The sequence below is a fragment of the Polynucleobacter alcilacus genome, from assembly GCF_018881545.1.
Taxonomy (GTDB): domain Bacteria; phylum Pseudomonadota; class Gammaproteobacteria; order Burkholderiales; family Burkholderiaceae; genus Polynucleobacter; species Polynucleobacter alcilacus.
The window spans coordinates 1,638,678-1,663,087 of the sequence record NZ_JACVQD010000001.1; the positions used below are offsets into that span (position 1 = coordinate 1,638,678).

General features: G+C 44.8%; 26 protein-coding genes. 16 read left to right on the forward strand and 10 right to left on the reverse strand.

Annotation, left to right across the window (positions count from 1 at the left end; translation table 11 throughout):
- Window positions 1-63: 63 nt before the first annotated feature.
- From ICN45_RS08470 to ICN45_RS08480, 3 genes are read left to right on the forward strand one after another with little or no spacing between them, the layout of a single operon-like run.
- Entirely contained in the window at window positions 64-654 is a 591-nt protein-coding gene (locus tag ICN45_RS08470) for an HdeD family acid-resistance protein (protein ID WP_216175233.1), read from the forward strand.
- Window positions 655-690: 36 nt separating this feature from the next.
- On the forward strand, window positions 691-873 hold the full coding sequence (locus ICN45_RS08475) for a hypothetical protein (RefSeq protein ID WP_216175234.1): 183 nt from the start codon (window positions 691-693) through the stop codon (window positions 871-873).
- Window positions 874-887: 14 nt separating this feature from the next.
- Window positions 888-1,952, forward strand: coding sequence for an acyltransferase family protein (locus tag ICN45_RS08480; RefSeq protein WP_216175235.1), 1,065 nt, complete (start codon window positions 888-890; stop codon window positions 1,950-1,952).
- Window positions 1,953-1,968: 16 nt separating this feature from the next.
- Here ICN45_RS08480 and yjgA read toward each other — a convergent pair whose 3' ends face one another.
- Window positions 1,969-2,496 carry a ribosome biogenesis factor YjgA gene (yjgA, locus tag ICN45_RS08485; RefSeq protein WP_216175236.1) on the reverse strand — a complete coding sequence of 176 codons (528 nt, stop codon included), beginning with the start codon at window positions 2,494-2,496 and terminating at the stop codon, window positions 1,969-1,971.
- Window positions 2,497-2,610: 114 nt separating this feature from the next.
- Between yjgA and ICN45_RS08490 the strand changes: the two genes are divergently transcribed.
- The 6 genes from ICN45_RS08490 to ICN45_RS08515 all read left to right on the forward strand — a co-directional run bounded on the left by ICN45_RS08490 (window position 2,611) and on the right by ICN45_RS08515 (window position 10,231).
- Window positions 2,611-4,233 (forward strand): GMC family oxidoreductase, encoded by a 1,623-nt coding sequence (locus ICN45_RS08490; protein WP_216175237.1) that lies wholly within the window; start codon window positions 2,611-2,613, stop codon window positions 4,231-4,233.
- Window positions 4,234-4,265: 32 nt separating this feature from the next.
- Window positions 4,266-5,168, forward strand: a complete 903-nt coding sequence (locus tag ICN45_RS08495) for an EamA family transporter (protein ID WP_216175681.1) — start codon at window positions 4,266-4,268, stop codon at window positions 5,166-5,168.
- Between the two features lie 162 nt (window positions 5,169-5,330).
- Window positions 5,331-6,518, forward strand: coding sequence for an ABC transporter substrate-binding protein (locus ICN45_RS08500; RefSeq protein WP_216175238.1), 1,188 nt, complete (start codon window positions 5,331-5,333; stop codon window positions 6,516-6,518).
- Between the two features lie 144 nt (window positions 6,519-6,662).
- Window positions 6,663-7,541, forward strand: coding sequence for a branched-chain amino acid ABC transporter permease (locus ICN45_RS08505; protein ID WP_216175239.1), 879 nt, complete (start codon window positions 6,663-6,665; stop codon window positions 7,539-7,541).
- A 2-nt stretch (window positions 7,542-7,543) separates the two neighbouring features.
- Window positions 7,544-9,472 carry a branched-chain amino acid ABC transporter ATP-binding protein/permease gene (locus ICN45_RS08510; RefSeq protein ID WP_216175682.1) on the forward strand — a complete coding sequence of 643 codons (1,929 nt, stop codon included), beginning with the start codon at window positions 7,544-7,546 and terminating at the stop codon, window positions 9,470-9,472.
- 30 nt (window positions 9,473-9,502) lie between these two features.
- Complete coding sequence (locus ICN45_RS08515) at window positions 9,503-10,231, forward strand: ABC transporter ATP-binding protein (protein WP_216175240.1); 729 nt, start codon at window positions 9,503-9,505, stop codon at window positions 10,229-10,231.
- Window positions 10,232-10,323: 92 nt separating this feature from the next.
- On the opposite strand, the gene ICN45_RS08520 is transcribed toward ICN45_RS08515, so the two are convergent.
- Together ICN45_RS08520 and ICN45_RS08525 are read right to left on the reverse strand one after the other, a co-directional pair.
- Window positions 10,324-10,824: a hypothetical protein gene (locus ICN45_RS08520; RefSeq protein ID WP_216175241.1), complete on the reverse strand. Its 501-nt coding sequence runs from the start codon at window positions 10,822-10,824 to the stop codon at window positions 10,324-10,326.
- Window positions 10,825-10,893: 69 nt separating this feature from the next.
- A complete protein-coding gene (locus ICN45_RS08525; protein WP_216175242.1) occupies window positions 10,894-11,712 on the reverse strand; it encodes a sulfite exporter TauE/SafE family protein in 819 nt (272 codons plus the stop codon).
- Between the two features lie 81 nt (window positions 11,713-11,793).
- On the opposite strand from ICN45_RS08525, the gene ICN45_RS08530 reads away from it, so the two are divergent.
- Genes ICN45_RS08530 through ICN45_RS08540 form a run of 3 tightly spaced genes read left to right on the forward strand, consistent with a single transcriptional unit; the run spans window position 11,794 to window position 13,553 of the window.
- A complete protein-coding gene (locus tag ICN45_RS08530; protein ID WP_216175243.1) occupies window positions 11,794-12,666 on the forward strand; it encodes an MBL fold metallo-hydrolase in 873 nt (290 codons plus the stop codon).
- Window positions 12,667-12,673: 7 nt separating this feature from the next.
- Window positions 12,674-12,985, forward strand: a complete 312-nt coding sequence (locus ICN45_RS08535; protein ID WP_216175683.1) for an ArsR/SmtB family transcription factor — start codon at window positions 12,674-12,676, stop codon at window positions 12,983-12,985.
- A gap of 40 nt (window positions 12,986-13,025) precedes the next feature.
- Window positions 13,026-13,553, forward strand: coding sequence for a DUF6803 family protein (locus tag ICN45_RS08540; protein WP_216175244.1), 528 nt, complete (start codon window positions 13,026-13,028; stop codon window positions 13,551-13,553).
- Here ICN45_RS08540 and ICN45_RS08545 read toward each other — a convergent pair.
- Genes ICN45_RS08545 through ICN45_RS08560 form a run of 4 tightly spaced genes read right to left on the reverse strand, consistent with a single transcriptional unit; the run spans window position 13,456 to window position 16,270 of the window.
- Window positions 13,456-13,986, reverse strand: a complete 531-nt coding sequence (locus ICN45_RS08545; RefSeq protein ID WP_216175245.1) for a hypothetical protein — start codon at window positions 13,984-13,986, stop codon at window positions 13,456-13,458. The genes ICN45_RS08540 and ICN45_RS08545 overlap by 98 nt on opposite strands.
- A complete protein-coding gene (locus ICN45_RS08550; RefSeq protein WP_216175246.1) occupies window positions 13,983-14,807 on the reverse strand; it encodes an FAD:protein FMN transferase in 825 nt (274 codons plus the stop codon). The genes ICN45_RS08545 and ICN45_RS08550 overlap by 4 nt, the downstream gene beginning before the upstream one ends.
- Window positions 14,804-15,337 carry an FMN-binding protein gene (locus tag ICN45_RS08555; RefSeq protein WP_216175247.1) on the reverse strand — a complete coding sequence of 178 codons (534 nt, stop codon included), beginning with the start codon at window positions 15,335-15,337 and terminating at the stop codon, window positions 14,804-14,806. The genes ICN45_RS08550 and ICN45_RS08555 overlap by 4 nt, the downstream gene beginning before the upstream one ends.
- An 18-nt stretch (window positions 15,338-15,355) precedes the next feature.
- Window positions 15,356-16,270: a DUF6662 family protein gene (locus ICN45_RS08560; RefSeq protein ID WP_216175248.1), complete on the reverse strand. Its 915-nt coding sequence runs from the start codon at window positions 16,268-16,270 to the stop codon at window positions 15,356-15,358.
- A gap of 152 nt (window positions 16,271-16,422) precedes the next feature.
- Here ICN45_RS08560 and ICN45_RS08565 point away from each other — a divergent pair, with 152 nt between their 5' ends.
- Window positions 16,423-16,665: a DUF3820 family protein gene (locus ICN45_RS08565; protein WP_216175249.1), complete on the forward strand. Its 243-nt coding sequence runs from the start codon at window positions 16,423-16,425 to the stop codon at window positions 16,663-16,665.
- Here ICN45_RS08565 and ICN45_RS08570 read toward each other — a convergent pair.
- Entirely contained in the window at window positions 16,657-17,673 is a 1,017-nt protein-coding gene (locus ICN45_RS08570; RefSeq protein WP_216175250.1) for a DNA/RNA non-specific endonuclease, read from the reverse strand. The two genes, ICN45_RS08565 and ICN45_RS08570, sit on opposite strands and share 9 nt — an antisense overlap.
- A gap of 506 nt (window positions 17,674-18,179) precedes the next feature.
- Between ICN45_RS08570 and ICN45_RS08575 the strand changes: the two genes are divergently transcribed.
- Window positions 18,180-19,166, forward strand: a complete 987-nt coding sequence (locus tag ICN45_RS08575; protein WP_216175251.1) for a transglycosylase SLT domain-containing protein — start codon at window positions 18,180-18,182, stop codon at window positions 19,164-19,166.
- A 92-nt stretch (window positions 19,167-19,258) separates the two neighbouring features.
- Here the strand turns inward: ICN45_RS08575 and ICN45_RS08580 are convergent, their stop codons facing one another.
- The gene (locus tag ICN45_RS08580) at window positions 19,259-19,606 is read right to left on the reverse strand and encodes an FKBP-type peptidyl-prolyl cis-trans isomerase (RefSeq protein ID WP_216175252.1); all 348 of its coding nucleotides are present in this window, start codon (window positions 19,604-19,606) and stop codon (window positions 19,259-19,261) included.
- A gap of 87 nt (window positions 19,607-19,693) precedes the next feature.
- Here ICN45_RS08580 and ICN45_RS08585 point away from each other — a divergent pair, with 87 nt between their 5' ends.
- Window positions 19,694-20,710, forward strand: coding sequence for a DUF6352 family protein (locus tag ICN45_RS08585; protein WP_216175253.1), 1,017 nt, complete (start codon window positions 19,694-19,696; stop codon window positions 20,708-20,710).
- A 7-nt stretch (window positions 20,711-20,717) separates the two neighbouring features.
- Here the strand turns inward: ICN45_RS08585 and ICN45_RS08590 are convergent, their stop codons facing one another.
- On the reverse strand, window positions 20,718-21,917 hold the full coding sequence (locus tag ICN45_RS08590) for an MFS transporter (protein ID WP_216175254.1): 1,200 nt from the start codon (window positions 21,915-21,917) through the stop codon (window positions 20,718-20,720).
- 236 nt (window positions 21,918-22,153) lie between these two features.
- On the opposite strand from ICN45_RS08590, the gene ICN45_RS08595 reads away from it, so the two are divergent.
- Window positions 22,154-24,388: an NADP-dependent isocitrate dehydrogenase gene (locus tag ICN45_RS08595; protein ID WP_216175255.1), complete on the forward strand. Its 2,235-nt coding sequence runs from the start codon at window positions 22,154-22,156 to the stop codon at window positions 24,386-24,388.
- Window positions 24,389-24,410: the final 22 nt, after the last annotated feature.

Sequence of the window (24,410 nt, forward strand, 5' to 3'; positions counted from 1 at the left end):
TGCTTTAAGAAGAACGTATTTCAATTTTTATCTGCAACATTTAACTTAAACCGAAAGTACCCCATGACTGAACTATCTAGCACTCAAATTCAAGAAATCCGTACCAAAGTACTAGGAGCAGCTGCCAAAGTTCCTGGTGCTCTCCTCGGCCTTGGCATCTTATTTATTGCACTGGGCCTCATTGGAATTGCTGGCCAAGTATTCTTTTCATTCGTATCAGTCAATATTTTAGGCATCTTTCTATTTGCTGGCGGTCTCTTGCAGGGTGCACATGCCTTTCAGTCATCTGGATGGAAGAGCGTTAGTGTGCAACTGATTTTTGCAGTCCTATATATAGTTGCCGCAGTGTATGTGTGGGCATTCCCGATTCCAGCGCTTGAAGTCATTACCTTATGGATGGCGGCAATCTTTTTTGTGACTGGTGTACTGCGCTTAATCTCGGCATTCCAACACCGTCATTTTGGTGAATGGATCTGGTTGTTACTGTCAGCAGGACTCTCTATTTTGATGGGTGTTCTTATCATGAATAGTTACCCAGCATCTAGCTTATGGTTACCCGGTTTATTGATTGCGATCGAATTATTGCTGCAAGGCTGGTCTTTATTGTTCTTGGGTTTTGCCGCACTCTCAGTTGCCAAGTCTGTAACTAAATAAGTCAATTTGAAGCGGTCAGCGTAAAGCATACATCTGATGTCAATGAAAAAAACCGACCTGTATAAAAATTTAGCCCTAGCGACTGCTCAGCGCATGAAGAATGACGCAAAGACACCTAAGTTTGGGGCGGTAGATAAGGCTAAAACTAAAAAAGAGCTGGCAGAGGCAAATCCTTTACTAGCTTCTTTAATGGGTAAGGCCAAACCAAAATCAAAGTAATGGCGAAGTAAAGTTTGAAGCAATCTTCGCCATTACTTCTGATTGATTTTCTCAAGGTATTTGCAGCCCTTTTAATCATTCTTCACCATCTTTCTAGTTACGGGCAGATTGCAGAAGATGCACGCAAAGTCCTGCCTGGACTAATGACTTGGCTGTTTGAATATGGGCGGTATGCAGTACAAATATTCTTAGTAATGGCAGGCTATTTAGCCACTCAATCTTTAAGCCGCTACGCTGATGACAAAGTTGGTGTGCATGGTTTATTAAAGGTAATCCTCAATCGCTATTTGCGTCTCTTTGCTCCTTATGCAGTCGCATTAATCTTGACGATTGCTTGTGCCTATATCGCACGCTTTTGGGTGAGCGATGAGTTCGTGGGCGAATCTGAGACCCTCTCTCAATTTTTAGCCCATCTCTTTTTGATTCAGGGGATCTTAGGCCTAGACTCTATTTCAGCTGGCGCTTGGTATATTGCGATTGATTGGCAGTTGTATTCAGTATTGGCGATACTGCTGATTTCCTTTCCGCGGTATCAGTCAATCATTTGGACCATCAGTGTTTTAGTGGTCAGCTCTTTGCTCTTCTTTAATCGCTCTGGCACTTATGAGGCTTACTTTATTTATTTCATTGGCTCTTATGGATTAGGAGTTCTAGCGTACTTGGCCAAAGGCTTTCAAAACCAGAGCGTAAATCGCTTAGCAAGAGCAGCCTTATTCGTTATTGGCGCGATTATTGTCATTTCTAGCTTTCACCAAATCTGGTTGAGAAATTTCTTGGCTTGGTTTGTAGCAATCGCATTATTCTTCTGGGGTAATAGACCTTACCCGCCCCAGCAGGCAAAACCCAATTCTTTTTTGAAAGCTATCGCTTGGGCTAGTCAGCGGTCCTACAGCGCTTTCCTAATCCACTTTGCCTTTATCTTGCTAGCAAATACGCTGTACATCGCCACTAATCTGCATGCCCATGAAAGTGGCTTACTCGCTATTGCTTTAATGCTTGGGGTAGTGGGGTGCAGCACCATCGCTGCGAATTATTTGTACCGCTGGATTGAAGTTCCGGCGATGAAGCTAAAGGTTTAGCAAGACTTTAGAAAACTTACAGCCCCATATCCTTTAGGACGCGGAAGATTTCTCGATAAGCCTTCGGTGGTTTGTTGAGCTCTTTCTCTCTGCGAGCATTGCGAATTAAGGTACGCATATTCTGAATATCCATATCAGGATATTGCTCGATCATTTTAGTGAAGGTCTCATCATTCGCAATCAGCCGATCGCGATAACTCTCTAAATAATGCAGCTTAGCTGTTTCTGCTTTGCTGACCCCTTGAATAGCATCAAGCCGTTTTTGGATGACATCCAATTCCTCATCATCTAGAAAGCGCATCAATTTACCAAGGTATTGCTTATGACGGCGAATTGCTTCAAAACTTTTGATTTTGTTTGTTTCGGCGATCGCTGTTTTGATTGCTTCATCTAAGGGAATGGTTTTGAGAGCATCGCTGCTGAGGGCAGCCAAGACTTCTGCCAATTTCTGGCGTTCAGTCATTTGGCGTTTTAACTCAGACTTGCTAGGCCCATCATCAGGCTCCGCTATCTTTGGTGTGCGATTCTTCTCATTAATATGCATTGCGCCATTTTAGACGGGTATTGAAACTTTTCCGATTGAGTGCCCAATTCCCACATTTGGTAAATAATAGAGTGATCAAAGTGAGTAAATGCAGTTTTATCTAACTTAGAGAATATGACTCAATCCAACACCTACGACTACATCATTATTGGGGCAGGCAGCGCTGGCTGCATGTTGGCTAAGCGCTTGACAGAAAATTCCAATAAAAAGGTCCTTCTGATTGAGGCAGGTAAAAACGATCACTACATCTGGATTCATATTCCAGTAGGTTATCTCTACTGTATTGATAACCCACGGGCAGATTGGCGCTTTAGAACGGTCGCTGAAAAGGGCCTCAATGGCCGTTCATTACTCTATCCCCGTGGTCGTGTTCTAGGCGGATGTTCTTCAATCAACGGCATGATCTATATGCGGGGTCAAGCGGGTGATTACGCATCTTGGGTTCAGGCCACCGGTGATGACTCGTGGTCCTGGGAAAATGCATTAAAGCGCTACAAGCAATTCGAGGACTATCACGGCGATGCCAATCAGTGGCATGGCAAAGGCGGTGAGTGGACCGTTTCTAAGCAACGCTTGCGCTGGCCCATCATGGATCGGTTTAAAGAGGCCGCAGTAGAGGCAGGCATTCCGGCATCAGAAGACTTTAATCGCGGTGATAACTTTGGCGTAGGGTATTTTGATGTCAATCAGCGTGCCGGCTGGAGATTAAATTCTTCCAAAGCATTTTTGCGGGATGCAGCGAAACGAAGCAATTTGACGGTGATCACTGAAGCTGTAGTAAGTAAGTTGAAGATTGATCCTGTTACTAAAAATTGTTACGGAGTGGAATACCTCAAAGACGGTATTGCATCTGAGGCTCTCTGCAACATCGATGATGATGGCGAAGTGTTATTAAGTGCTGGTTCCATTGGTAGCGTACAAATATTGGAGCGCTCAGGCATTGGCTCTACAGCAGTTCTAAGCTCTTTGGGTATTCCGGTAATTGCCGATCTCCCTGGGGTTGGTGAGAATTTACAAGATCATTTGCAGTTACGCATGATCTTTAAGGTCGATGGTATTAAAACCCTGAATACCAAAGCCAATAGCCTGTTTGGCAAGCTGATGATTGGCTTGGAGTATCTCTTGAAGCGCTCTGGCCCGATGTCCATGGCACCTTCTCAGTTAGGCGCATTTGCCTTTAGCTCTCCAGAACAACGGAGTGCGAATGTGGAGTACCACGTTCAACCTTTATCTTTAGAAAAGTTTGGTGAAGATTTACATTCTTTTAATGCATTTACTGCGAGTGTTTGCAATTTACGACCTACCTCACGCGGTAGTGTTCACATCAATTCATTAGATCCAGAGGCGCCACCCCTCATTCATCCGAATTATTTATCGACCGCGGAAGATCGAAAAGTGGCTGCTGAATGTTTGCGCTTGACACGCAATATTGTGCAGCAAGCTGCACTTGCCCCTTATTCCCCCGAAGAATACAAACCGGGGGCCCAATATCAAACGGATGAAGAATTGGCCAAAGCAGCTGGTGATATTGGCACCACTATTTTTCATCCGGTGGGGACATGCAAGATGGGACGCGCTGATGATCCGATGGCAGTGTTGGATTCTCAATTGCGGGTGAAGGGTATTCATCATCTTCGCGTAGTCGATGCCTCGGCCATCCCGAATATTACTTCGGGTAACACCGCTGCTCCGACGATGATGATTGCTGAGCGAGTAGCCGAGTTGCTCACGCGTTAAGTAGTAAGCAGCCATCAGCATAAAATACAACCATCAATACTCATCGTAACCAGCTTCCTGCAAGCCATCTGCTCTTAGCCCTAGCTATTGTGGCAGTTTGGGGTACTAACTTTGTGGTGATCAAGCTGTCTCTAGGCTCATTTCCCCCATTTTTGTTTGCTGCGCTGCGGTATATTTTTGCCTTGTTGCCCTTGGTATTTTTCTTTCCTAAGCCAAAGGTGCCCTGGTGGAATCTCTGTATATATGGGGTTGCAGTAGGGGTAGGGCAGTTTGGTGTGCTGTATTTCGCTGTGGATGGTCGAATCTCTCCAGGTTTGGCTTCTTTAGTAATTCAGACGCAGGTATTTTTCACTATTGGCTTTGCTATGTTTTTTGCCAATGAGCGTTTGAGGCTGTATCAAGCAGTCGCAGTCGCAGTAGCATTGACTGGCTTAGGAATTATTGCACTGCACAATGATGCCAACACCACCTTCCTCGGTTTAGCTTTGGTCGTGTTCTCTGGATTTTCTTGGGGTGTAGCGAATACAGTGAGCCGCCGTGCTGGCTCAATCAATATGTTTTCTTATGTCATTTGGGCCAGTGCATTTTCAATTCCACCACTCCTAGTAATCTCTTTAGTGTTTGAGGGAGGGTGGCAGCAGATGAGTACATCAATAGTTTCCGCTCCAATAGGGGCGTGGGCTGGCGTCCTCTGGCAATCATGGGCCAATACCCTTTTTGGATATGCGGCTTGGGGTTGGCTCCTGTCTAAGCATTCCGCTGCAGTAGTAGCACCAGCCCCATTATTGGTACCCATTTTTGGAATGGGGGCTTCGGCCATCTTTTTAAGTGAATCTTTACCACTTTGGAAAATATCGGCTGCGGGTTTGGTGATTATTGGCTTGTTGATCAATCTATTTTGGCCAAACCTCAAACGTAGCCTCAGCAAGAGTTAGTGAAGGTTTAAAGTCTGTATTGCCAGCGATCATGACTAATGTAAAACCCTAATGCAAAGCCCTTTTTTTACCTTTGTATTAACAGTAAGATAGCTATTGGATTGTGTATTTCCCATAAAAAAAAGTATTTATTTAATTAGCATTTTTAGTCATGGAGACTTTATGAATATTCGTCATCACATTTTTACAGTTGCAGCTTCTGCAATGCTTGCAAGCGGAGCCTATGCTGCCGATATCAAGCTTGGAGTTTCAGGCCCATTTACTGGCGGCTCATCCTCAATGGGTGTGAGCATGCGTGATGGCGTTCGTCTTGCGACAAAAGAAATTAATGCTGCTGGCGGCATTAATGGCAATATGATCGTATTGGTTGAGCGTGACGATGAAGCGAAAAACGAACGTGGCGTGCAAATTGCCCAAGAGTTGATCAATAACGAAAAAGTAGTTGCTACTTTGGGTTACATCAATACTGGTGTTGCATTAGCTTCACAGCGCTTCTATCAAGATGCCAAAATTCCAGTAATGAACAACGTTGCTACGGGCTCTATCTTGACCAAGCAATTTCCTAATGCCCCAGAAAACTACATCTTCCGTAATGGCGCTCCTGACAATATTCAGGCGCCAATGATCGCTAAAGAAGCGGTTGAAAAGCGTGGTTTGAAGAAAGTGGCTATTTTGGCTGATTCCACAAACTATGGTCAGTTAGGCCGTGAAGACTTGGAAAAGGCCCTCAAGGGATATGGCGTAACACCTGTGGCTGTTGAGAAATTCAATATTGGTGACGTTGACATGACTTCACAATTATTGAAAGCAAAAAATGCGGGCGCTGATGTCATTTTGACTTACGCAATTGGACCTGAGTTGGCACAAATTGCTAACGGTATGGCAAAGTTGGGTTGGAAAAAACCCATGATTGGTAGTTGGACATTGTCTATGGCTAGCTTCATTGATACCGCTGGTAAAAACGGCGATGGTGCAACAATGCCGCAGACTTATATTCAGTCCCCATCTACAACACCTAAACGTAAGGCTTTCCAAGAAGCTTATGTAAAAGAGTTCAAGCCAAAAAATAACAACATCGCCTCCCCTGTTTCAGCAGCTCAAGGATACGACTCTGTTTATCTTTTGGCGGCGGCTATTAAACAAGCTAACAGCACTGAAGGTCCAAAGATTGTTGCGGCTTTGCAAGATCTTAAGACTCCAGTAAATGGCGTAGTTATGACTTACAACAAGCCATTCTCTGCAACTGATCATGACGCAATTAAGGCAAAAGACGTCGTGGTGGGCGTAGTTGAAAACGGTCGCGTTGAGTTCTTAAATGCTGAAGATGCAACTAAGGGCGCTAAGAAATAATAATGTAGCTTAAGAAATGGGCAAATTAATGGCCTATTTTGCACTGCACCATTAGTAAATCAAAACGCCGCCTCTAAAGCGGCGTTTTGCTTACAATGTCGGATTCGTTAATAAAACAGTTTTAAGTATATTTAGGCCAATCACATGGACATGTTTGCACAAATCCTCTCGAGTGGTATAGCGGTGGGGATGATCTACGCGGTCATCGCTTTCGGTTTCCAGCTCACTTTTGCCACCTCGGGTACATTGAATTTCGGCCAAGGGGAGGCCCTCATGTTGGGTGCTCTGGTAGGCCTAACCTGCGTTGACACCTTCGGCATGAACTATTGGGTAATGATTCCAGTGGTGTGTTTATTCGGCATGATTCAAGGTAGCTTTGTTGAGCTGATCGGTGTCCGCCCTGCCATCAAAATTAAATCGGAGTTTGGTTGGATTATGTCCACCATCGCTCTGGGGATCATTTTCAAAAACGTTGCTGAAAATGTCTGGGGTCGCGATGCATTGCCATTCCCATCACCTTTGCCTATGGAGCCGATGACCATCTTGGGTGCGAATATTTTGCCAATGGAAATTTTGGTGGTGTTTGGTGCTTTAGCAATGATGCTCTTGGTTGAATTCTTTAACCGGAAGACGATTTACGGTAAAGCGGTAGTAGCCACAGCCAATGACCGCGATGCTGCTGGTCTGATGGGCATTAACACCAGCATGGTCATTACCTTCTCTTATGCACTCTCATCACTTACCGCAGCTTTTGCTGGTGTGTTGATTGCACCTTTGACTTTAACTGGTGCAACGATGGGCGGTGCCTTAGGTTTAAAAGCTTTCGCAGTTGCGATTATTGGTGGCTTGTCTAGCGGTATGGGGATTATTGTGGGTGGCTTGATTTTGGGAATTGTGGAGACCGCCACTGGTTTTTATATCTCCACTGGTTATAAAGATGTGCCTGGTTTGATCTTGTTATTGCTGGTATTGGCATACAAACCCTCTGGCCTCTTCGGCAAATCTGCAATTAAGAAAGTTTAATGATGAAATTGAAGTCTCTATTACCTCTATTAATTGCGATAGTTGGCCTATTTTGTTTGCCGCTAGTAATTCATAATCCCTATTACATCCACTTAGCTGAAACTATTCTGATCTACACCATCCTGTTGTTTGGATTGGATATCGTGGTGGGTTATATCGGTCAAGTGTCTTTAGGGCATGCAGCGCTTTTTGGAATTGGTTCGTATACGGCTGGTGTTTTGTACTTCCACTTTGGCTGGACCATTTGGGGAACTATTCCTGCATCAATCATCATCACTGCATTCTTTGGCGGTATCTTGGCATTACCAGCCCTGAAGGTGATTGGACCTTATCTTGCGATGGTGACCTTGGCATTCGGTACGATTGCTCAGATTCTGATTAATGAAATGACTTGGTTGACCGAAGGCCCACTAGGTATCAAGATTCCAAAGCCTGAACTCATGGGCGTGCCAATGACTAAGGCAGAATACTTCTGGCTGGTGTCGGCGATCTTGATTATTTCCATGATCATCGTGGATCGTTTTGTGAAATCACAAATTGGCCGGGCTTTCGAGGCTTTGCGTGATAGCCCAATTGCTTGTGACTGTATGGGTGTCTCTGTTTATCGCTTTAAGGTGATTGCCTTTGTGATTAGTGCGGGCTTTGCTGGCCTAGCTGGTTGCTTGTATGCCTACTCCGAACAATACATCTCACCAAACACCTATAACAATGAACTCGCTGTGCTGTTCTTGCTCGGCATCATCATGGGTGGACGTAAGTCACGCCTGGGTGCAGTGATTGGTGCAGCCATTATTGTGTTGTTACCAAAACTCTTGGATGATATTTATCTTTTCCGCATCGTTGCTTCGATTATTGCAGTCGTAGTCGTAGCTGGTGCTGCAATGGCTTTATCCAAACAACTTACTACCCCAAGACGTGTAGCTATTCCAGTAGCAGGTGTAGTTGGTTTGGCAGCATTTTCCTTCTGGTTGAATAGTATTTCTGACTGGCGCCTCAGTATTTTTGGCTTCATGATTTTGTTGGTGGTTTACTACTTGCAGAACGGTATCGTTGGTTTTGCTAAGAGCTTCTACCAATCGATGGTTGGTAAAGCAAAAACTACTCGTGGTGAAGATGCTGAAGTGGTAGATGACTCTATCAGCTTCATTAGCGCCGTTGGTAAGCAGAACTCTGGGGCTGAGCTTCTTAAAGTGGATTCATTATTAATGCAGTTCGGTGGTCTGAAAGCATTGAATAATGTTGATCTCAGTGTCAAGCGCGGCACCATTCATGGTTTGATTGGTCCCAACGGCTCCGGTAAGAGCACCATGATGAACGTGTTGACGGGTATTTATGTACCCACCGCGGGTAGTGTTTTGTATGCTGGTGAGAGTGTCGTTGGTAAGACTTCATCTGATATTGCTTTATCAGGTATTGCTCGTACCTTCCAAAACGTGCAGCTTTTCGGTGAAATGACAGCGATCCAAAATATTTTGGTGGGCTTGCACCATACCTTCAAGTCCAACATGATAGAAATTGCCTTACATTTGCCACGCTATAAGAAGGAAGAGGCAGAAGCGCATGCGCGCGCATTAGCACTTCTGAAATTCGTTGGCTTGGATGATCTGGCCAACGAGGAAGCGCGTAACTTGCCGTACGGTAAGCAACGCCTTTTGGAAATAGCCCGTGCATTGGCGCTTGACCCAGAATTGCTCTTGTTGGATGAGCCAGCAGCTGGCTTAACCGCTCCGGATATTAAAGAGCTCTTAAGTATTATTCGCAAGATCCGCGATAGCGGTATTACTTTCATCCTGATTGAGCATCATATGGATGTGGTGATGTCAGTGTGCGATACCGTTTCGGTCTTGGACTTCGGTCAGAAGATTGCAGAAGGTAAACCAGCTGAAGTTCAGGCAGACGAGAAGGTGATTCATGCCTACTTGGGTACTTAATCACACGAACATATTGAATCGGTAAATACCATGTTATCTATTAAGAATCTTGAAGCAGGCTACGGCAAAGTTAAAGTCCTCCATGGCATCAATATTGATGTTCCTAAAGGACAAGTCATTACGTTGATTGGCTCTAACGGTGCCGGCAAAACAACGACGATGCGTGCTATTACTGGCATGATTAAGCCAACAGGTGGCGAAGTTACTTTGAGTGGTGAAAAAATTGACGGTTACGATTCTCATAAAATCGCTCGCCTCGGTTTAGCACATAGCCCAGAGGGTCGCCGCGTCTTTACAACGATGTCTGTAACGGACAATCTATTGCTAGGTGCCTTTCCCCGTTTTACGGGTAGCCGTCCTAAGGGAGATATCAAGGATGACCTTGAAAAGTCATTAGAAATGTTCCCGCGTTTGAAAGAGCGTCGTAATCAATTGGCGGGTACTTTGTCGGGCGGTGAGCAACAAATGCTAGCAATGGCTCGTGCGGTGATGCTAAACCCAGACATCATTCTATTAGATGAGCCATCGATGGGTCTAGCACCAATCTTGGTTGAAGAAGTATTTAAGATCATCTCTAATCTGAAGTCACAAGGTGTAACCATGTTGTTGGTTGAGCAGTTTGCGGCTGCAGCATTGAACGTAGCTGACTATGGTTATGTTCTGGAGAATGGCAAGATCGCAACCCATGGCCCAGCTGCTAAGCTCAAGGATGATCCTGCTGTGAAAGCCGCTTACCTGGGTGGTGCTAGCAGTCATTAAGAATCACCAAGAGTCACGAAATATGCTTATCTTGCGCCAAAGTAAAAAGCCCTTATCGCTAAGGGCTTTTTCTTTTCTAGCTCTACCTATTTTTAACTAGAGATGAGCTTGAGTGCTTCTCGAATCAATAAAGCCCGATATCCCATGTAGATACCAATTAAGGTAAAGCCAAATAGGAAGAGCTTAGGTATGAGCTCACCATCAATCACTAATTGACTATTGAGCAAGCCGATTGCTACTGCAAAAAAGAATAGGGCGCCTAGGCAGAGCACAATCCAATTTTCATTACCGCTGAGTTGTTGGGTTTGATTGGAGTAAGCCAGAACTTGCAGAGTATTCCCTTTGAGGTAGCCCGATACGACTACCTGATCGCCATCGGCGATTTTCATGGGAGCAGAGAATTTAGCCTCGATAGCTTTACCGTCCAAATTAAATTGAGAGATATAAAAACGTTGGTAATACACCGATGAATGGTCATGCGTAGGCTTTTCAGGATTCACGTATTCCAAAAGCTGATTATTGAGATTACTAACCGTTCCAGAGATGGCGCTAATGGAGCCTGATAAAAAGTTGCTTGGTTTAGTGACGGACATCAGCAGAACTCCTAAAAAGCTAAGACTGAGGATAAAAAGGAGAGAGAGGGCAGGTCGTCTCATGAGCTGCTAATAATTAAAAAGTCCTTTAAAGATTAGACTAATTGCTACAGTAAATGTTAACAAAGAAAAGAGTTGCTGCAATCGAGGGCCACTTATTTTTTTACCAAATCTCATGCCAATGAGCAGGCCGCCCAGAGCCCCTAAAGAAAATGGCGCCGCTATGAGTAAATCAAAGTTTCCGGTAATGGCAGAAAATACAGTTCCTCCAGTAGCAATAATGGCTAGTACGCCCAATGAAGTGGCCACGATGGAGCGCACTGGTAAATCGGTATAACGCTTTAATGCAGGGACAATGACAAAACCACCTCCCACACCAAGCAGTCCAGATAAAAAGCCAGCTAAGCCACCCGAAAATAAGAGCGCTCTAGCACACGGAATATTCCAGTGGAGTTTTCCGTTTGATGGGTCTAAAAGGCAGGGTGGAGGTTTGCGTGCAGCTTCAGGTATTCCCAATATTTCTCTACTTGCCTGTCTAAATAGGCGAAGAGAGGTATACAAAAGGACGCAGCCAAAAACGATTAACAAAGGGCTATTAGGAATGCGTTGTGCTAACCATAGCCCAAACGGGGAGAGTATTAAGCCAAAGAGCGCCATAAATCCAGCCGCTTTGTAACGCAAAATTTTGTTTCTTAAGCCCATTAAGGCACCTACGCCGGCAGCTAGGGCAATGGCAGATAAAGCGATTGGCGCTGCTTCAGCTACTGTCAAATGCAGGGCGAAGACCAGAAGGGGGACAGACAATATTCCACCCCCGGCCCCAGTGAGCCCCATGAGAAGGCCTACCAAGATACCTAATGCGGGGCTGATGAGTAGCGAGTAGTCCATTGCAATTTATTTTATATTAATATATTATATAAATGTATATATTATTTATTCATCCCAAATGCATACTTCTGAAAGACTATTGTGAACTCGAAAGTAAATCCTGACATTAAAGCTTTTTTTGATTCAGAAACCTGGACATTTACCTATGTAGTGTATGCGGGCGCGGGTAGTGCCTGTGTTGTGATCGACTCGGTTTTAGACTATGACCCAAAATCCGGTCGAACTACGACAAAATCTGCCGATAAAGTCATCGAATTTATTTCAGGGCAACAATTAAAGCTTGCTTGGATTTTAGAAACACATGCCCATGCAGATCATCTGACTGCAGCACCTTATCTGCAAAGTAGCTTGGGAGGGAAAATTGTAATTGGTAATCACATTACCGATGTACAAAATGTATTTAAGGGTGTATTTAATTTGGATGCACGTTTTGCAATTGATGGATCCCAGTTTGATCATTTGCTCGAGGATGGAGAGGAATTAACTTTCGGAGACCTTTCTTTAAAAGCGTTGTATGTCCCTGGACATACACCAGCTTGTATGGCTTATGCAATTGGTAGCGCTCTCTTTGTAGGCGATACCCTCTTTATGCCTGACGTGGGGACTGCACGGTGTGATTTTCCTGGGGGAGATGCGAAGACTTTATATCGGTCTATCCAAAAGATCTTGGCTTATCCTGAGGAGACTCGGCTCTATATGTGCCACGACTACCCGCCAAATGATCGGTCTGTAGAGCACTGCACGACAGTCGGCGATGAAAGGATGGCAAATATTCATGTGCACCAAGATATTACTGAGGAGCAATTTGTGAAGATGCGTACTGAGCGTGACGCAACTCTAGAAATGCCGAATTTAATTCTGCCTTCAATTCAGGTGAATATCCGTGCCGGACATTTCCCCGAGCCTGAGGAAAACGGTAGTTCATATCTCAAAATTCCACTCAATGTCCTCTAATATGAATATGCCCCTATCAAAAGCTGAATTGAAAAAGATACAAGCATCAGCTGAAGAAGCCTGCAAACTCATGAGGGCACTCTCCAACCGAGATCGCATGATGTTGTTATGTGAGATCGGGCAAGGTGAAAAGTGTGTAGGAGAACTTGAGATAGCTTTAGATATTCATCAACCAACACTCTCGCAGCAATTAACGGTATTGCGTAAGGAGGGCTTGGTGAAGACGCGCAGAGAGGGAAAGCAGATTTATTACTCCCTCGCAAGCCAGGTAGCGGTAGCAGTAATGGGTCTGCTCTATAAGTACTACTGCAAAAAATAAGAACAAACCATTCTACTTTTATTACAAACAGAGGTTCAACATGAATATGACTCACTACATGCAGCTGTTGGCTGATAAGCAACCCTGGAATCTACTGATATTCATGGCGATCCCGATTGTGCTTGCTGAAACCCTAGCAATTACCGAGCTCTATATCTTATTTACTAGAAGATTTTATGGATTGGTTTGGGGTCTGAATCGTTTTGCGGGTGCGGCAGTAGGGATGTACTTTATTGGCGTCATTATTTATCTGATGACGACAGCGGTGATTCCAATTACCCAAGCTGGTGAATGGAGAACGGTGATCGATGTAGTAGCGGTAGGCTCTTATCTAATCGGCGGCCTTCCTTTAATTTGGATTGCGCTACAAGAATTTGGTTTAGTGAATAAGCGTCTTAACAAAGAAGGTAAATTAAAAATTCATGCAATCTGTGTCGCCTTGTTTTTAGTATTTGGCCACATTGCAATGATTAGCGGCATGTTGGACCCTGGTCTGCTGGGTTATCAAGGCCCTGCCCATGCCGTCGATAAACCTGTGCCAATGCCTGCTGGCCACGGGCACCAGTAGATTTAAAGAGGTCCAGCCTGCTAAGCCCTTCTAGTTTTGCAACACCATGCAGCAAGAAGATGGCAAAAAAGACTAGCCCTACTATCCAATGGATGCTAATGACATTGTCACGTATTTCTTGAGGTCCGTAGTACAGCAAAGCCCCCGTAATTAACAAAGTCAGTAAGAAAATCAGTTGACCAAAGCCGCTAATCATTTTGCGTCCAGATTTGATGCCTGACTTGAGGTGAAAGGGAAGCACCGTTCCGAGAGCGATAGTTGCTAGCATGGCGGTAATACCATGAAGTGCCAAAATATTATGATCCCCGAGAGTTGATCGTTGAATCTGAAATTCATGGCCAAGTAAATAGAGACTTCCAGTAATAGAGCAGGCAAGCATACCGCCAATCACAAATGATCTTTGCCAAGCTGGCATCTTTCCTAGGCGGCTCATGCCTTAATCCTGACGGCTTGGGCGGAAAAGTGCTTGAAGCAGGGGTGATCATGATTCTTAGCTAAGGCGAATACCTTGGTAAGCGCATCGGCATAAACACATTGATCTGCCACGATAGAGAAAGACTCCACAAAATCTGCATGAATATCAGATTCACTCTTGGCCAGAGGATTGATGATATGACTATGTTTGCGATCTCTTTTAGAAAAGTACAAACTACTAGTGGCAATCGCGGCATTATGGATGCTACCGATTGCAATTAAATGGCCTGGACTTTTCGGGTTACGAATATGAACCGGCCTTGAAGAGCCGCCAAATACCCGAAGATCACCACCGGCATTGACACATCCAGACTCCACTCCATTTAGTCTCAATACTTCCACAGCTTGATCTACAGCAAAGCCTTTAGCAATGCCGCCGAGGTCAAGGCAGAGGGGCTTGGATGATGAAATCAGCTTGGGGGTGATGAAGTTGATATCTTCGATACCGCCAAACTGATATTGCGTAAGATCGAGATGCTGCGGTAATAAGCCTACTGCTACCAGTAGATGGCCAATCCCACAATTAAACAAACCATTAGATTGTGTGTAAATCTCTTGAGCAATATGGAGTATCTGTGCAGTCCAAGGATGGATTGCAATTTCTGTAAGGTGTGATCTTTGGTTAATGGCATTGAGTTCACTTAGGGGATTATGAAAACTCATGAGGTCTTGGATTTGCTTAATGGTGGCAAAGGCCTTATCAATTGCACTGGGGTGTTCATCTTGATCAATCGAGATCTCGACAAATGTCCCCAGAAGGGCTTGGCAGCGTGTCGTCATTTCGCTTTTAGCGCCGCTTCAAATAAAACCGTGACTCGCTTTACACCATCAGTGAGGTGCTTGCAGGAGAGGGTAGCTCCTCCAATATTCTGAATATCCTGATTGAGCTTGATTGGGTCGATAGCAGATTTACCTATGAATTGCTTACGCCATTGCGCTTCAGCGACCTCATATCCATAAGATTCCACATATTCCAGTATCTCGACCCCTAAGATGCTGCCCTTGGAGTTAATGCCAACGGCATAGGTAATCATTTCATGTTTACCAACCACTTCATCCACAATGAGCCAACTTCCGTCAGCAGTTTTCCAAATACGATCCCCTTGAAAGGGGTGGCGAATGCTCGATGCCTGCCTCATCCTTTCCTGCAGATCGTCTGTAATGAGGATTGGTGATTTGCTTAATTGCTTATTGGGAAATAATATTTTTTGCGCCTGCTCAACAGACGTATATATTTTTGCCTGAGCAATGATGGGAATGCTCATCATTGCTAGTCCAGCAATTGCAAAAGGGTTTGGTTTCCAGTTCATGTATTTTCTTGATGATTTTTAATTTAGTGGAAAGCCAACTTTGACAATGAATTCGTTTACAGAATGACTGTCCCAAACCCGTGCATCTGAACATTCAGCTTCACCACCACCCATGCAGGTCCCGCCTGCTAATTGATAACGCCAAGCTCCCGTGACCCACCAATCTTTAGCGGCATAGTGCATATTAGGACCTACAAATGTTGCCCTTTGCACCTGATTGCGCAGATTGAGCTCTGAATAATCGTTATGAAAACGCGCTTCTACTCCGGCGGACCATCTTGGGGCGAAGCGATAGCTCGCACCAACTAGGATATCCAGCATGGATTCAGGAACATTACCGTTCTCAATAAACTTGAGCCGCTCATTTGCCACGACGATATTTCCAGCCAAAACCAATCGGTCATCAATAAAGTTTGATTGCAAGAGGAGTCGTGCTTCCAGCTCATCTTTATTACGGCCCCAGGTTGGCTCAAGATAAAGACCAACACCGACAGGGGAAGTGACTGGGTTTGTGATTCGATAGATTGCCTCTAAAGATCCACCTTCGATCCCGCTTTTTGAATAAGCCGTTGATGGATCATGTGAAGAAGGTACGCCATATCCACCAGTACAGCTTGGCGAATCACCACATGCCTCTGGGTTGGTGTAATTCTGGTCCGCATTGGTGTAATACGAATTGATATAACCAGCAACTTGTAAATCATTGGTTAAGCCATATTCGAGTTCAGTCCTGGCCGTCCATGCATCGTAAGTACCAGCAGCTTGTGCTTTATTCAGTTGGAGGCGTTGCTCAAATTCAAGCTTGCCTTTGGGTTGAAGATCTAGGGTATAGATCCAACCAAACACGCCTTCACCCGCCTGGGCAAAAGAAAAATGGAGAGCAGCAGCAAGCAAGCAGCTAAAAGCGATCAATCTTTTAATAGTTAATTTCATAGTCATATCTAGTTGGTGGTTGGAAAGTCTAAATGAGAATAGTTCTCAATATAGCATCAAATGCGAATGATTCTCAATTGCAAGATATGACCATCTTCATAAAAGTGGCGTAATGTTTAAGGCTTATTCACTTTGCTTGTAAGATTTCTCTGATGAATGCAGAAGCATTAGAAAAACTCGTTTTAATAAAGATGCCCTTTGGCAAATATGCGGGGCGTGCTTTAGCAGACTTACCAGGAAACTATTTAGCCTGGTTTGCGCGCGAGGGATTTCCGAAGAGCGAGCTCGGACAGCTATTGGAGTTAATGCACACCCTTGATCACAATGGATTGCGTGGTTTATTAGCGCCTATTCAGCGCGCACATGGCTTAGAAGCCAGATCGAAATTACTTTGAACGCACAATCAGAGTGACGCGATTACGCTCATAAGTAACCGATGGGGAATCAGGCGGACTGCTTTGCAGCAGGCTGGGAATGACTGAGGTTTGAGATTGAATCTGAGCCGCAATTTTCTTGGCTAAATCACTATTGCGGTCGTATTGAATCTGAATGCTTGCGACTCGACCTGCTTGAATGTTCTTAATAATTTGGTCCATCTTTGCAGGTGCGACATCATCAAAGAAAACTGGATACCACCCACCCACGAGAGTTTTATTTGGCTTAGGCTTTATCGGCGCTTGTGGGGAAATGGTTGATTCGCCATTCACAGGTAAATGAAAGTCAATCCCTGTTTTTTGCATTAAGTCTTGGTAAGTAATCGGTGGACTCATGCTGGCTTCGTTGGTGTTCTCAATCCAATAAGCCCAGGCAAGATTTTTATTGGAGTCGTAAACTAATTTATACAAATGGCTCGGAATGGTAACGCGGCCATTACCAATGCTGCCACTATTTCCGGTAGATCCAGTAAAGACGTAGATATCCCCAGCGACTCTTTTGACGTAGAGCCTGGTTGGCTCTTCTACGTTCTTGGCCCAAATGCCCTGATTATTTTGTCGCGCCTGGGGCATCATATTGGCTAAGGAGAATGACTGGGCCATTGACCTTTCATTGCTCATATCACCTGCTGGGGCATTGTGACCCCGATCATAGCCACTACCTCGGTAGTCTGAGAGTAGCGAGCGCTCCGAGAAGGGCAGTCTGGCCTCCTCATAAAACTGATTGCTTCTACGGGGGTGAGGGACTAGCAACTGCTCTCGACTCAGTTTCTCCACTGTATAGATAGGCTTTCTATCCTGCGGAGAGTAATAAATAGCAAAACTATCAAAGCACAGATCACGTCCGGCTTGGGATGTAGAGGGAATTTGCTGACTGGGAAAAAGATCTCTGCAGTCTTCGAATAGGGCAAAGGCGCTTAACGGGCTAAGAAGCGCTATCAGAAGCAGAATCTGGCGAAGAATTTTCATGGCTCCCCAGTTTAGGACCTCCTACTAAAAAGGAGTCACTTTCAGCAGCGTGTTCGCTCTGGGGCTAGTAAGAATCTCGGCTAAATTGGGTCCTCTTTTCTGGAAGACTTCCCCTTTAAACTCCCAATCCCAGTGAAATGAATGCCCTGTGACAATTTTATGAAAGCTACTACCGGTAGAAATTCAAGCCACCTCAAATACTAGATGTATGGTTTTTGGAGGATATTTTTCCCGCCAAATCAAAAAAAAGTCACCAATAAGTCATTTTTTTACACTATGAAATTAGTGCCCCCTAACATCTGTAAGTAATTGATTTAATTGTATTAATTAAGAATATTACATAGCTTATATGGTAAGCCCCGTATTTCTAGACCTAAAAGTTATGGAAATTGCATTGCTTATTCTTGACTTGATATAAGAACCTTCTTAGGATGACTCATGTTTTTTATATATTGCGTTGCAACATAAATCAGAGTATCGATTTTTGGGGTGGCGTGAAAAGATGAATGAGTAAATATTTAACAAATTATTTGAATGAGTTGCAGAGCGGGGAAGCAGCTATCCTGGCTGCTAAAGATCTGCTTGCACGTGCTATGGTTCCGGTTTACCGCGTCATCCATGGCTTGCTTGCTGTATGCGTCTTCATGGTGGTGGGCTTCTGGCTTTCTGGTAATGGTACCAATGCGGGACCTTTTGATCTTGCCCGTATCCTGGTTCCTGATGAGGCTCGCCATATGGTGTGGAGCAATGGTTTTAGCATGCTCGAGCAATATAGAGCTGCAAACGAAGATAGCAATACAGTTGCCAGTACTGAAATCACTTCCGTTATCTTCGGTAAATCAATCCCTGGCTCTCTTGCTAACAATGCCACAAAGCATCAGGCGGTTGCTTTGTTGATGCCATCGGTAGCCCAGTTGCAAGTAAAGTCGATCTCCCATTTGGCTGATCGCATCCCCACATCAAAGATTGATCCGCAGGCATTAGACGGTAATTTAATGGGCTCGATTCAGAATCAACGCGCTGTTGCTGATTTCTTTGAGAAGAAATACAACCTGGATCGCACCAAGATAGAGGAGTACGTTTCTAAAACAATTTTGATTTCGAAAGAAGTCAATATTGATCCAGTACTGCTCCTAGCTGTGATTTCAGTTGAGTCCAACTTCAACCCAAACATAAAGAGTCACGCTGGAGCCGAAGGTCTGATGCAAGTGATGACTGCAGTACACAAAGATAAATACGAGCTATATGGTGGTATAGCCGAAGCGGTAAAGCCAGAGGTCAATATCCGTGTTGGTGCCTATATTTTGAAATACCTAATTGCCACCGGAGGTTCATTGCGTAATGGTTTGAAGTATTACGTTGGTGCTGCCAATGCAGAAGATGATGGTGGTTATGCCGATAAGGTGATAGCAGAGAGAAATCGTTTAATTGGCCTTTGCCAAAATCGATCCACCAACCGCCTAACCGTGAATGGTAAAGATTTACGCTCTTAATTAACCTATAGCTCTTAAAGAAGCTTAGTAAAAAGGCCACCCGCGGGTGGCCTTTCCTATATGCCCCCATTAAGGGATAAAAGGGATAAGCATTAATTTACGCCATGCAATTCAACATCAAATACCAGAGTGGCATTCGGTGGAATGACACCACCTGCACCACGGGCACCATAGCCCATTTCAGATGGAATGATTAGGGTACGCTTCCCACCAATTTTCATGCCAGCAACACCTTCATCCCAGCCTTTAATCACGTTACCGGCACCCAAGGGGAAGCTGAAGAGTTGACCACGGTCTAATGAGCTATCAAACTTCTGGCCTTTATGGTCAGGGGCATTTTCATCATATAGCCAGCCTGTGTAATGGACGTCGACATGATTGCCGGCGGATGCTTCTTTTCCGTCACCTACAACGGTATCGATTTTTTTGAGTTCAGTCATGATGGTTTCCTATTTCACGCAAATTGGATGGCTAGTATATTCTGAGCTCTATCAATCCTAATGCTGAGCTGAATTTAACTGAATCGTATGACAAATTATTGGCCTAATTCTGCCTATCACACCCTAGCAGTCAGTCCTGATCAACAACTGTTGGTGACGGACGACTTTTTACGTACGTATATGCATAGACCAGAGTTGAGTTTGGTTCCCGAATCCTGTCCTAATGAACGGGCCTTGCATCAGCGCTTAAGCGCAAACCCGCGTGCGGATATTGCGGAGGATGACATTACCTCCATGGCTGATAAGGATATTCAAGAAAACTATCGAATTTGGTTGCGTTACCGGAAGCGTATATTAGCTGCTAGCTCTTTAGAGGGCTTCTATATGAGCTTATTTAAAGGGGAGGGTGTTGACGTCCCGCCTTTATTTGTGGCCCAGCTTGCGCAAATCTTTGTGCAACATATTTTGGGAGATGACGCAGACCCTCTGGATGTGCGTATGAGTGAACTATTTTTCAGAACTCAAAAAATTACTATTCTTGAGGATGCCATAGTGATGGGCGCGGATGATGAAGTGGTTACGCGGAATGCTCAGGCAAGTGATACCGGAAACATTATGGATTTACTCAAGGGTAAATCGATGTCGATGAAATCTACGGACTTAGATGTATTGCATGAAGAAAATGCCAATACCTATTGGGAGCGTAGTGAAGACTTTGATTTCGCAGTGCAGCTGAACTTTGGGCACGAACCGATTAACCGATTTTGCCGTGTCCTAGAAAAATGGATTGAGCATTTCTTGGGTGCTAAGGTGCGCATTACTCCTATGCAGCAAATTAGTGATCCTAAGTGGTCCTGGCATGTGGGCTTAGATGCTTCAGCTACCGAAATACTGAATAAGCTTTACAACAAAGACTTGGTGGAGGCGGACGAGCTCGAGAAGGTCATTTGCCTATTTCGCCTGGACTTCATTGATGAGGCTGCGGTCGCAAAGGCCCAAGCAGGTAAGCCAGTCTATCTGGCGATTGCGATGAATGAACAGCAGCAACTGAAATTAAAACCCCAGAACCTATTATTCAATTTGCCGCTAGCCAAGTCTTCTTAAGTATTTCTTAGGAAGACCATTTACGAAGTTTTTTGTTTTGGCTTGCAAGCCAAATCAGCGCTAGCGCCGTCACAATGACCGGAATGAGTGAGCCGATATTCAGAATGTTCCACCCTTGTGAAGTAATCAGAGCACCGGATCCGAAGGAAGTAAATGCCATCGTGCCAAAAACAAAGAAGTTAATGGAGGCCTGTGCCTTATCTCGCTCATTGGGTTTGTAAGCAGTCATGGCTAAAGAGGTAGAACCGGTAAATAAAAAGTTCCAACCAACCCCCAGCAAGAATAGGGCAATTAAGAATTGATGCAGATCCGTTCCGGTCAGTGCAATCACAATACAAATCAGGTTGAGGATCACTCCAACACCCATTATTTTCAGAGTGCCAAAACGCTGAATGAGGGAGCCTGTGAAAAATCCCGGTGCAAACATGCCAATGACGTGCCACTCCAAGACCAAGGCTGTATCTGAAAAAGGCAGCCCGCAGATCTGCATTGCTAAGGGGGTTGCAGCCATGAGCAAATTCATGACGCCATACCCGAGAGCAGCACCAATGATGGCAACCATAAAGACGGGTTGCTCCAAGATGGCTTTTAGAGGGCGTCCATCTGCAAGGGAATGCTTTGTCTTATATTCTTCTGGAAAGTGAATGTACTGCATGACCAAGATACCGATCAGAGCAGCGATAGAGAGTGTGAGGTAAGCCCCCAGAAAGGCAGTATCAAATAGGTCTCGAGTCCAAGAGGCCAAGTTGGGCCCAATCACTGCCCCGAGAATGCCGCCTGCCAATACCCAGGAAACGGCTTTGTCGCGCTGACTTACTTCAGTCAGCTCAGCAGCAGCAAAGCGGTAGAGCTGTCCATTGGCGCTGTAGTAGCCGGCAATAAAGGTTCCCGCCACCAAAAGCCAAAAGTTTCTGCTGACAGCCGCATAGGCGCATAAGAGGGCTGAGAGCATTGCTACCAATAAACCCAGCTGAAAAGAGATCTTGCGGCCAAAGTGATTTTGAGATTTAGCCACAATCGAGGTCGAGAATGCGCCACCCACAACATATCCCATGACGGGGAGGGTGGCCATCCATCCGACAGGGGCCAAGCTGAGCCCTACTAGTCCGTTGATGGCAATAAAGGTGACGTTATTCGTTAGGAATAGACCCTGGCAAATGATGAGCAGCACGAGGTTTTTATTGAGTAAAGGGTGCTTGCTAGTCATGTCTCGCAGTTTACGAGTAATTAAGGGCTTTAGTTCTGTTAGTGGATTCCCTTAAATTGGGCGTTAGAGCTAGTTTGAGGGGTAAATCTAGCAGTTTTGCTAACCCCGATGATTTAAAATAGAAGACTCGCCCCATTAGCAAAAGGTGCGCTAAAAGCGACTCACCTGAATGCGGATGCGAGAGTGGCAGGATAAAAACCTGACACTGTAACTTGTTCAATATTGAGGAAATATTCATGGCTTCAAAGAAATCAAAGATTATTTACACGCTGACAGACGAAGCGCCCTTATTGGCGACTTGTGCATTTCTGCCAATTATTCGTGTCTTTACAGCACCCGCTGGCGTGGAGATTGTGAAAAGCGACATTTCTGTTGCCGGTCGTATTTTGTCCGAGTTTTCTGATTGCCTTACGCCTGAACAACAAGTTCCTGATAACTTAGCTGAACTTGGCAAAATGACCTTGATGCCGGATACCAACATTATTAAGTTGCCGAACATCAGTGCTTCCGTTCCACAGTTGCTCTTAGCCATTAAAGAGTTACAAGCCAAAGGCTACAAAATCCCCAATTTTCCAGATGATCCGAAGAGTGATGAAGAAAAAGCCATTCGTGCTCGCTATTCCAAATGCTTAGGAAGTGCAGTAAACCCAGTATTGCGTGAAGGGAACTCAGATCGTCGTGCGCCGAATGCGGTGAAGCGTTATGCCCGTAAGAATCCGCACTCTATGGGCGAGTGGAGTCAAGCTTCCCGTACTCACGTATCTCATATGCATGGCGGTGACTTCTACGCCGGCGAGAAGTCAATGACGCTGACTAAGGACTGTGATGTGAAGATGGATTTGGTAACGAAGAGCGGCAAAACGATTGTGCTCAAACCCAAAGTCTCCTTATTGGCTGGCGAAATTATCGACAGCATGTATATGAGTAAAAAAGCACTTTGTGAATTCTATGAACAAGAAATCGAAGATGCTTACAAGAGTGGCATGATGTTGTCCTTGCACGTGAAGGCCACCATGATGAAGATATCTCATCCCATCGTCTTCGGTCATGCCGTCAAGATTTTCTATAAAGATGCTTTTGCTAAACACGCAAAGTTATTTGAAGAGTTGGGCGTGAATGCCAATAATGGTATGAGCAGTCTCTATGACAAGATTAAAACTTTGCCCGAGTCTAAGCGTGAAGAAATCATTCATGATTTGCATGCTTGCCACGAACATCGTCCTGCATTAGCGATGGTGGATTCTGCTAAGGGCATTACCAATCTGCACTCCCCAAGCGATGTGATTGTGGATGCATCTATGCCAGCGATGATTCGGGTAGGCGGTAAGATGTGGGGCGCTGATGGTCGTTTGCATGACACCAAGGCAGTGATTCCAGAAAGTACCTTTGCGCGTATCTACCAAGAAATGATTAATTTCTGTAAGACCCATGGTAACTTTGATCCAACCACGATGGGTACCGTTCCCAACGTCGGCTTAATGGCTCAACAAGCTGAAGAATACGGCTCGCATGACAAGACTTTTGAAATTTCAGAAGCTGGCGTAGCGCGTATAGTCGCTGATGACGGCACTGTATTGCTTGAACAAAATGTGGAAGAGGGTGATATCTGGCGTATGTGCCAGGTGAAAGACGCACCGATTCGTGACTGGGTTAAGTTAGCTGTTAATCGTGCCCGTCTCTCGAATACTCCAGCAGTATTTTGGTTGGATGAGTATCGTCCACACGAAGCCGAATTAATTAAGAAGGTGAATACTTATCTCAAAGACTACGATCTCAAGGATGTTGATATTCAGATCATGTCGCAGACTCGCGCCATGCGTTACACCTTAGAGCGTGTGATTCGTGGCAAAGATACTATTTCGGTAACCGGAAATATCTTGCGTGATTACCTCACTGACTTGTTCCCTATTATGGAATTAGGTACTAGTGCAAAGATGTTATCGATTGTGCCTTTAATGGCTGGGGGCGGTCTCTTTGAAACGGGTGCTGGTGGTTCTGCTCCAAAGCACGTTCAACAGTTGGTAGAAGAAAACCATTTGCGTTGGGACTCGCTAGGTGAGTTCTTGGCTTTAGCAGTATCTTTAGAGGATATTAGCGATAAGACGGGTAATCCTAAAGTGAAAATCTTGGCTCGCACCTTGGATGAGGCAACTGGTAAATTGTTAGAGAATAATAAGTCTCCTTCTCCACGTACCGGCGAGTTAGATAATCGCGGTAGTCAGTTCTATTTAGCGCTGTATTGGGCCGAAGCTTTGGCAAATCAAACTGACGATAAAGAGTTGCAAGCTTTCTTTGCGCCTTTATTTAAATCCTTGTCTGAGAATGAGCAGAAAATCATCGCTGAATTCAAAGCAGTTCAAGGCAAGCCTGTAGATATCGGGGGTTACTTTGTAGCTGACCCAGAGAAGTGCAAGCTAGTTATGCGTCCTAGCCCAACTTTCAATGCTGCTTTGAAAGCAGCTAGAGTTTAAATAGCCCAACGAGCATATGACT

Coding starts and splice junctions, on each gene's coding strand:
- ICN45_RS08510 (WP_216175682.1), top strand. CDS start 7,544: ATGAAATTGAAGTCTCTATTACCTCTATTAATTGCGATAGTTGGCCTA.
- ICN45_RS08565 (WP_216175249.1), top strand. CDS start 16,423: ATGAATGCAGAAGCATTAGAAAAACTCGTTTTAATAAAGATGCCCTTT.
- ICN45_RS08525 (WP_216175242.1), bottom strand. CDS start 11,712: ATGGACTACTCGCTACTCATCAGCCCCGCATTAGGTATCTTGGTAGGC.
- ICN45_RS08575 (WP_216175251.1), top strand. CDS start 18,180: ATGAGTAAATATTTAACAAATTATTTGAATGAGTTGCAGAGCGGGGAA.
- ICN45_RS08520 (WP_216175241.1), bottom strand. CDS start 10,824: ATGTCCGTCACTAAACCAAGCAACTTTTTATCAGGCTCCATTAGCGCC.
- ICN45_RS08515 (WP_216175240.1), top strand. CDS start 9,503: ATGTTATCTATTAAGAATCTTGAAGCAGGCTACGGCAAAGTTAAAGTC.
- ICN45_RS08470 (WP_216175233.1), top strand. CDS start 64: ATGACTGAACTATCTAGCACTCAAATTCAAGAAATCCGTACCAAAGTA.
- ICN45_RS08550 (WP_216175246.1), bottom strand. CDS start 14,807: ATGACGACACGCTGCCAAGCCCTTCTGGGGACATTTGTCGAGATCTCG.
- ICN45_RS08585 (WP_216175253.1), top strand. CDS start 19,694: ATGACAAATTATTGGCCTAATTCTGCCTATCACACCCTAGCAGTCAGT.
- ICN45_RS08595 (WP_216175255.1), top strand. CDS start 22,154: ATGGCTTCAAAGAAATCAAAGATTATTTACACGCTGACAGACGAAGCG.
- ICN45_RS08590 (WP_216175254.1), bottom strand. CDS start 21,917: ATGACTAGCAAGCACCCTTTACTCAATAAAAACCTCGTGCTGCTCATC.
- ICN45_RS08560 (WP_216175248.1), bottom strand. CDS start 16,270: ATGAAATTAACTATTAAAAGATTGATCGCTTTTAGCTGCTTGCTTGCT.
- yjgA (WP_216175236.1), bottom strand. CDS start 2,496: ATGCATATTAATGAGAAGAATCGCACACCAAAGATAGCGGAGCCTGAT.
- ICN45_RS08540 (WP_216175244.1), top strand. CDS start 13,026: ATGAATATGACTCACTACATGCAGCTGTTGGCTGATAAGCAACCCTGG.
- ICN45_RS08535 (WP_216175683.1), top strand. CDS start 12,674: ATGCCCCTATCAAAAGCTGAATTGAAAAAGATACAAGCATCAGCTGAA.
- ICN45_RS08505 (WP_216175239.1), top strand. CDS start 6,663: ATGGACATGTTTGCACAAATCCTCTCGAGTGGTATAGCGGTGGGGATG.
- ICN45_RS08555 (WP_216175247.1), bottom strand. CDS start 15,337: ATGAACTGGAAACCAAACCCTTTTGCAATTGCTGGACTAGCAATGATG.
- ICN45_RS08490 (WP_216175237.1), top strand. CDS start 2,611: ATGACTCAATCCAACACCTACGACTACATCATTATTGGGGCAGGCAGC.
- ICN45_RS08580 (WP_216175252.1), bottom strand. CDS start 19,606: ATGACTGAACTCAAAAAAATCGATACCGTTGTAGGTGACGGAAAAGAA.
- ICN45_RS08570 (WP_216175250.1), bottom strand. CDS start 17,673: ATGAAAATTCTTCGCCAGATTCTGCTTCTGATAGCGCTTCTTAGCCCG.
- ICN45_RS08475 (WP_216175234.1), top strand. CDS start 691: ATGTCAATGAAAAAAACCGACCTGTATAAAAATTTAGCCCTAGCGACT.
- ICN45_RS08500 (WP_216175238.1), top strand. CDS start 5,331: ATGAATATTCGTCATCACATTTTTACAGTTGCAGCTTCTGCAATGCTT.
- ICN45_RS08545 (WP_216175245.1), bottom strand. CDS start 13,986: ATGAGCCGCCTAGGAAAGATGCCAGCTTGGCAAAGATCATTTGTGATT.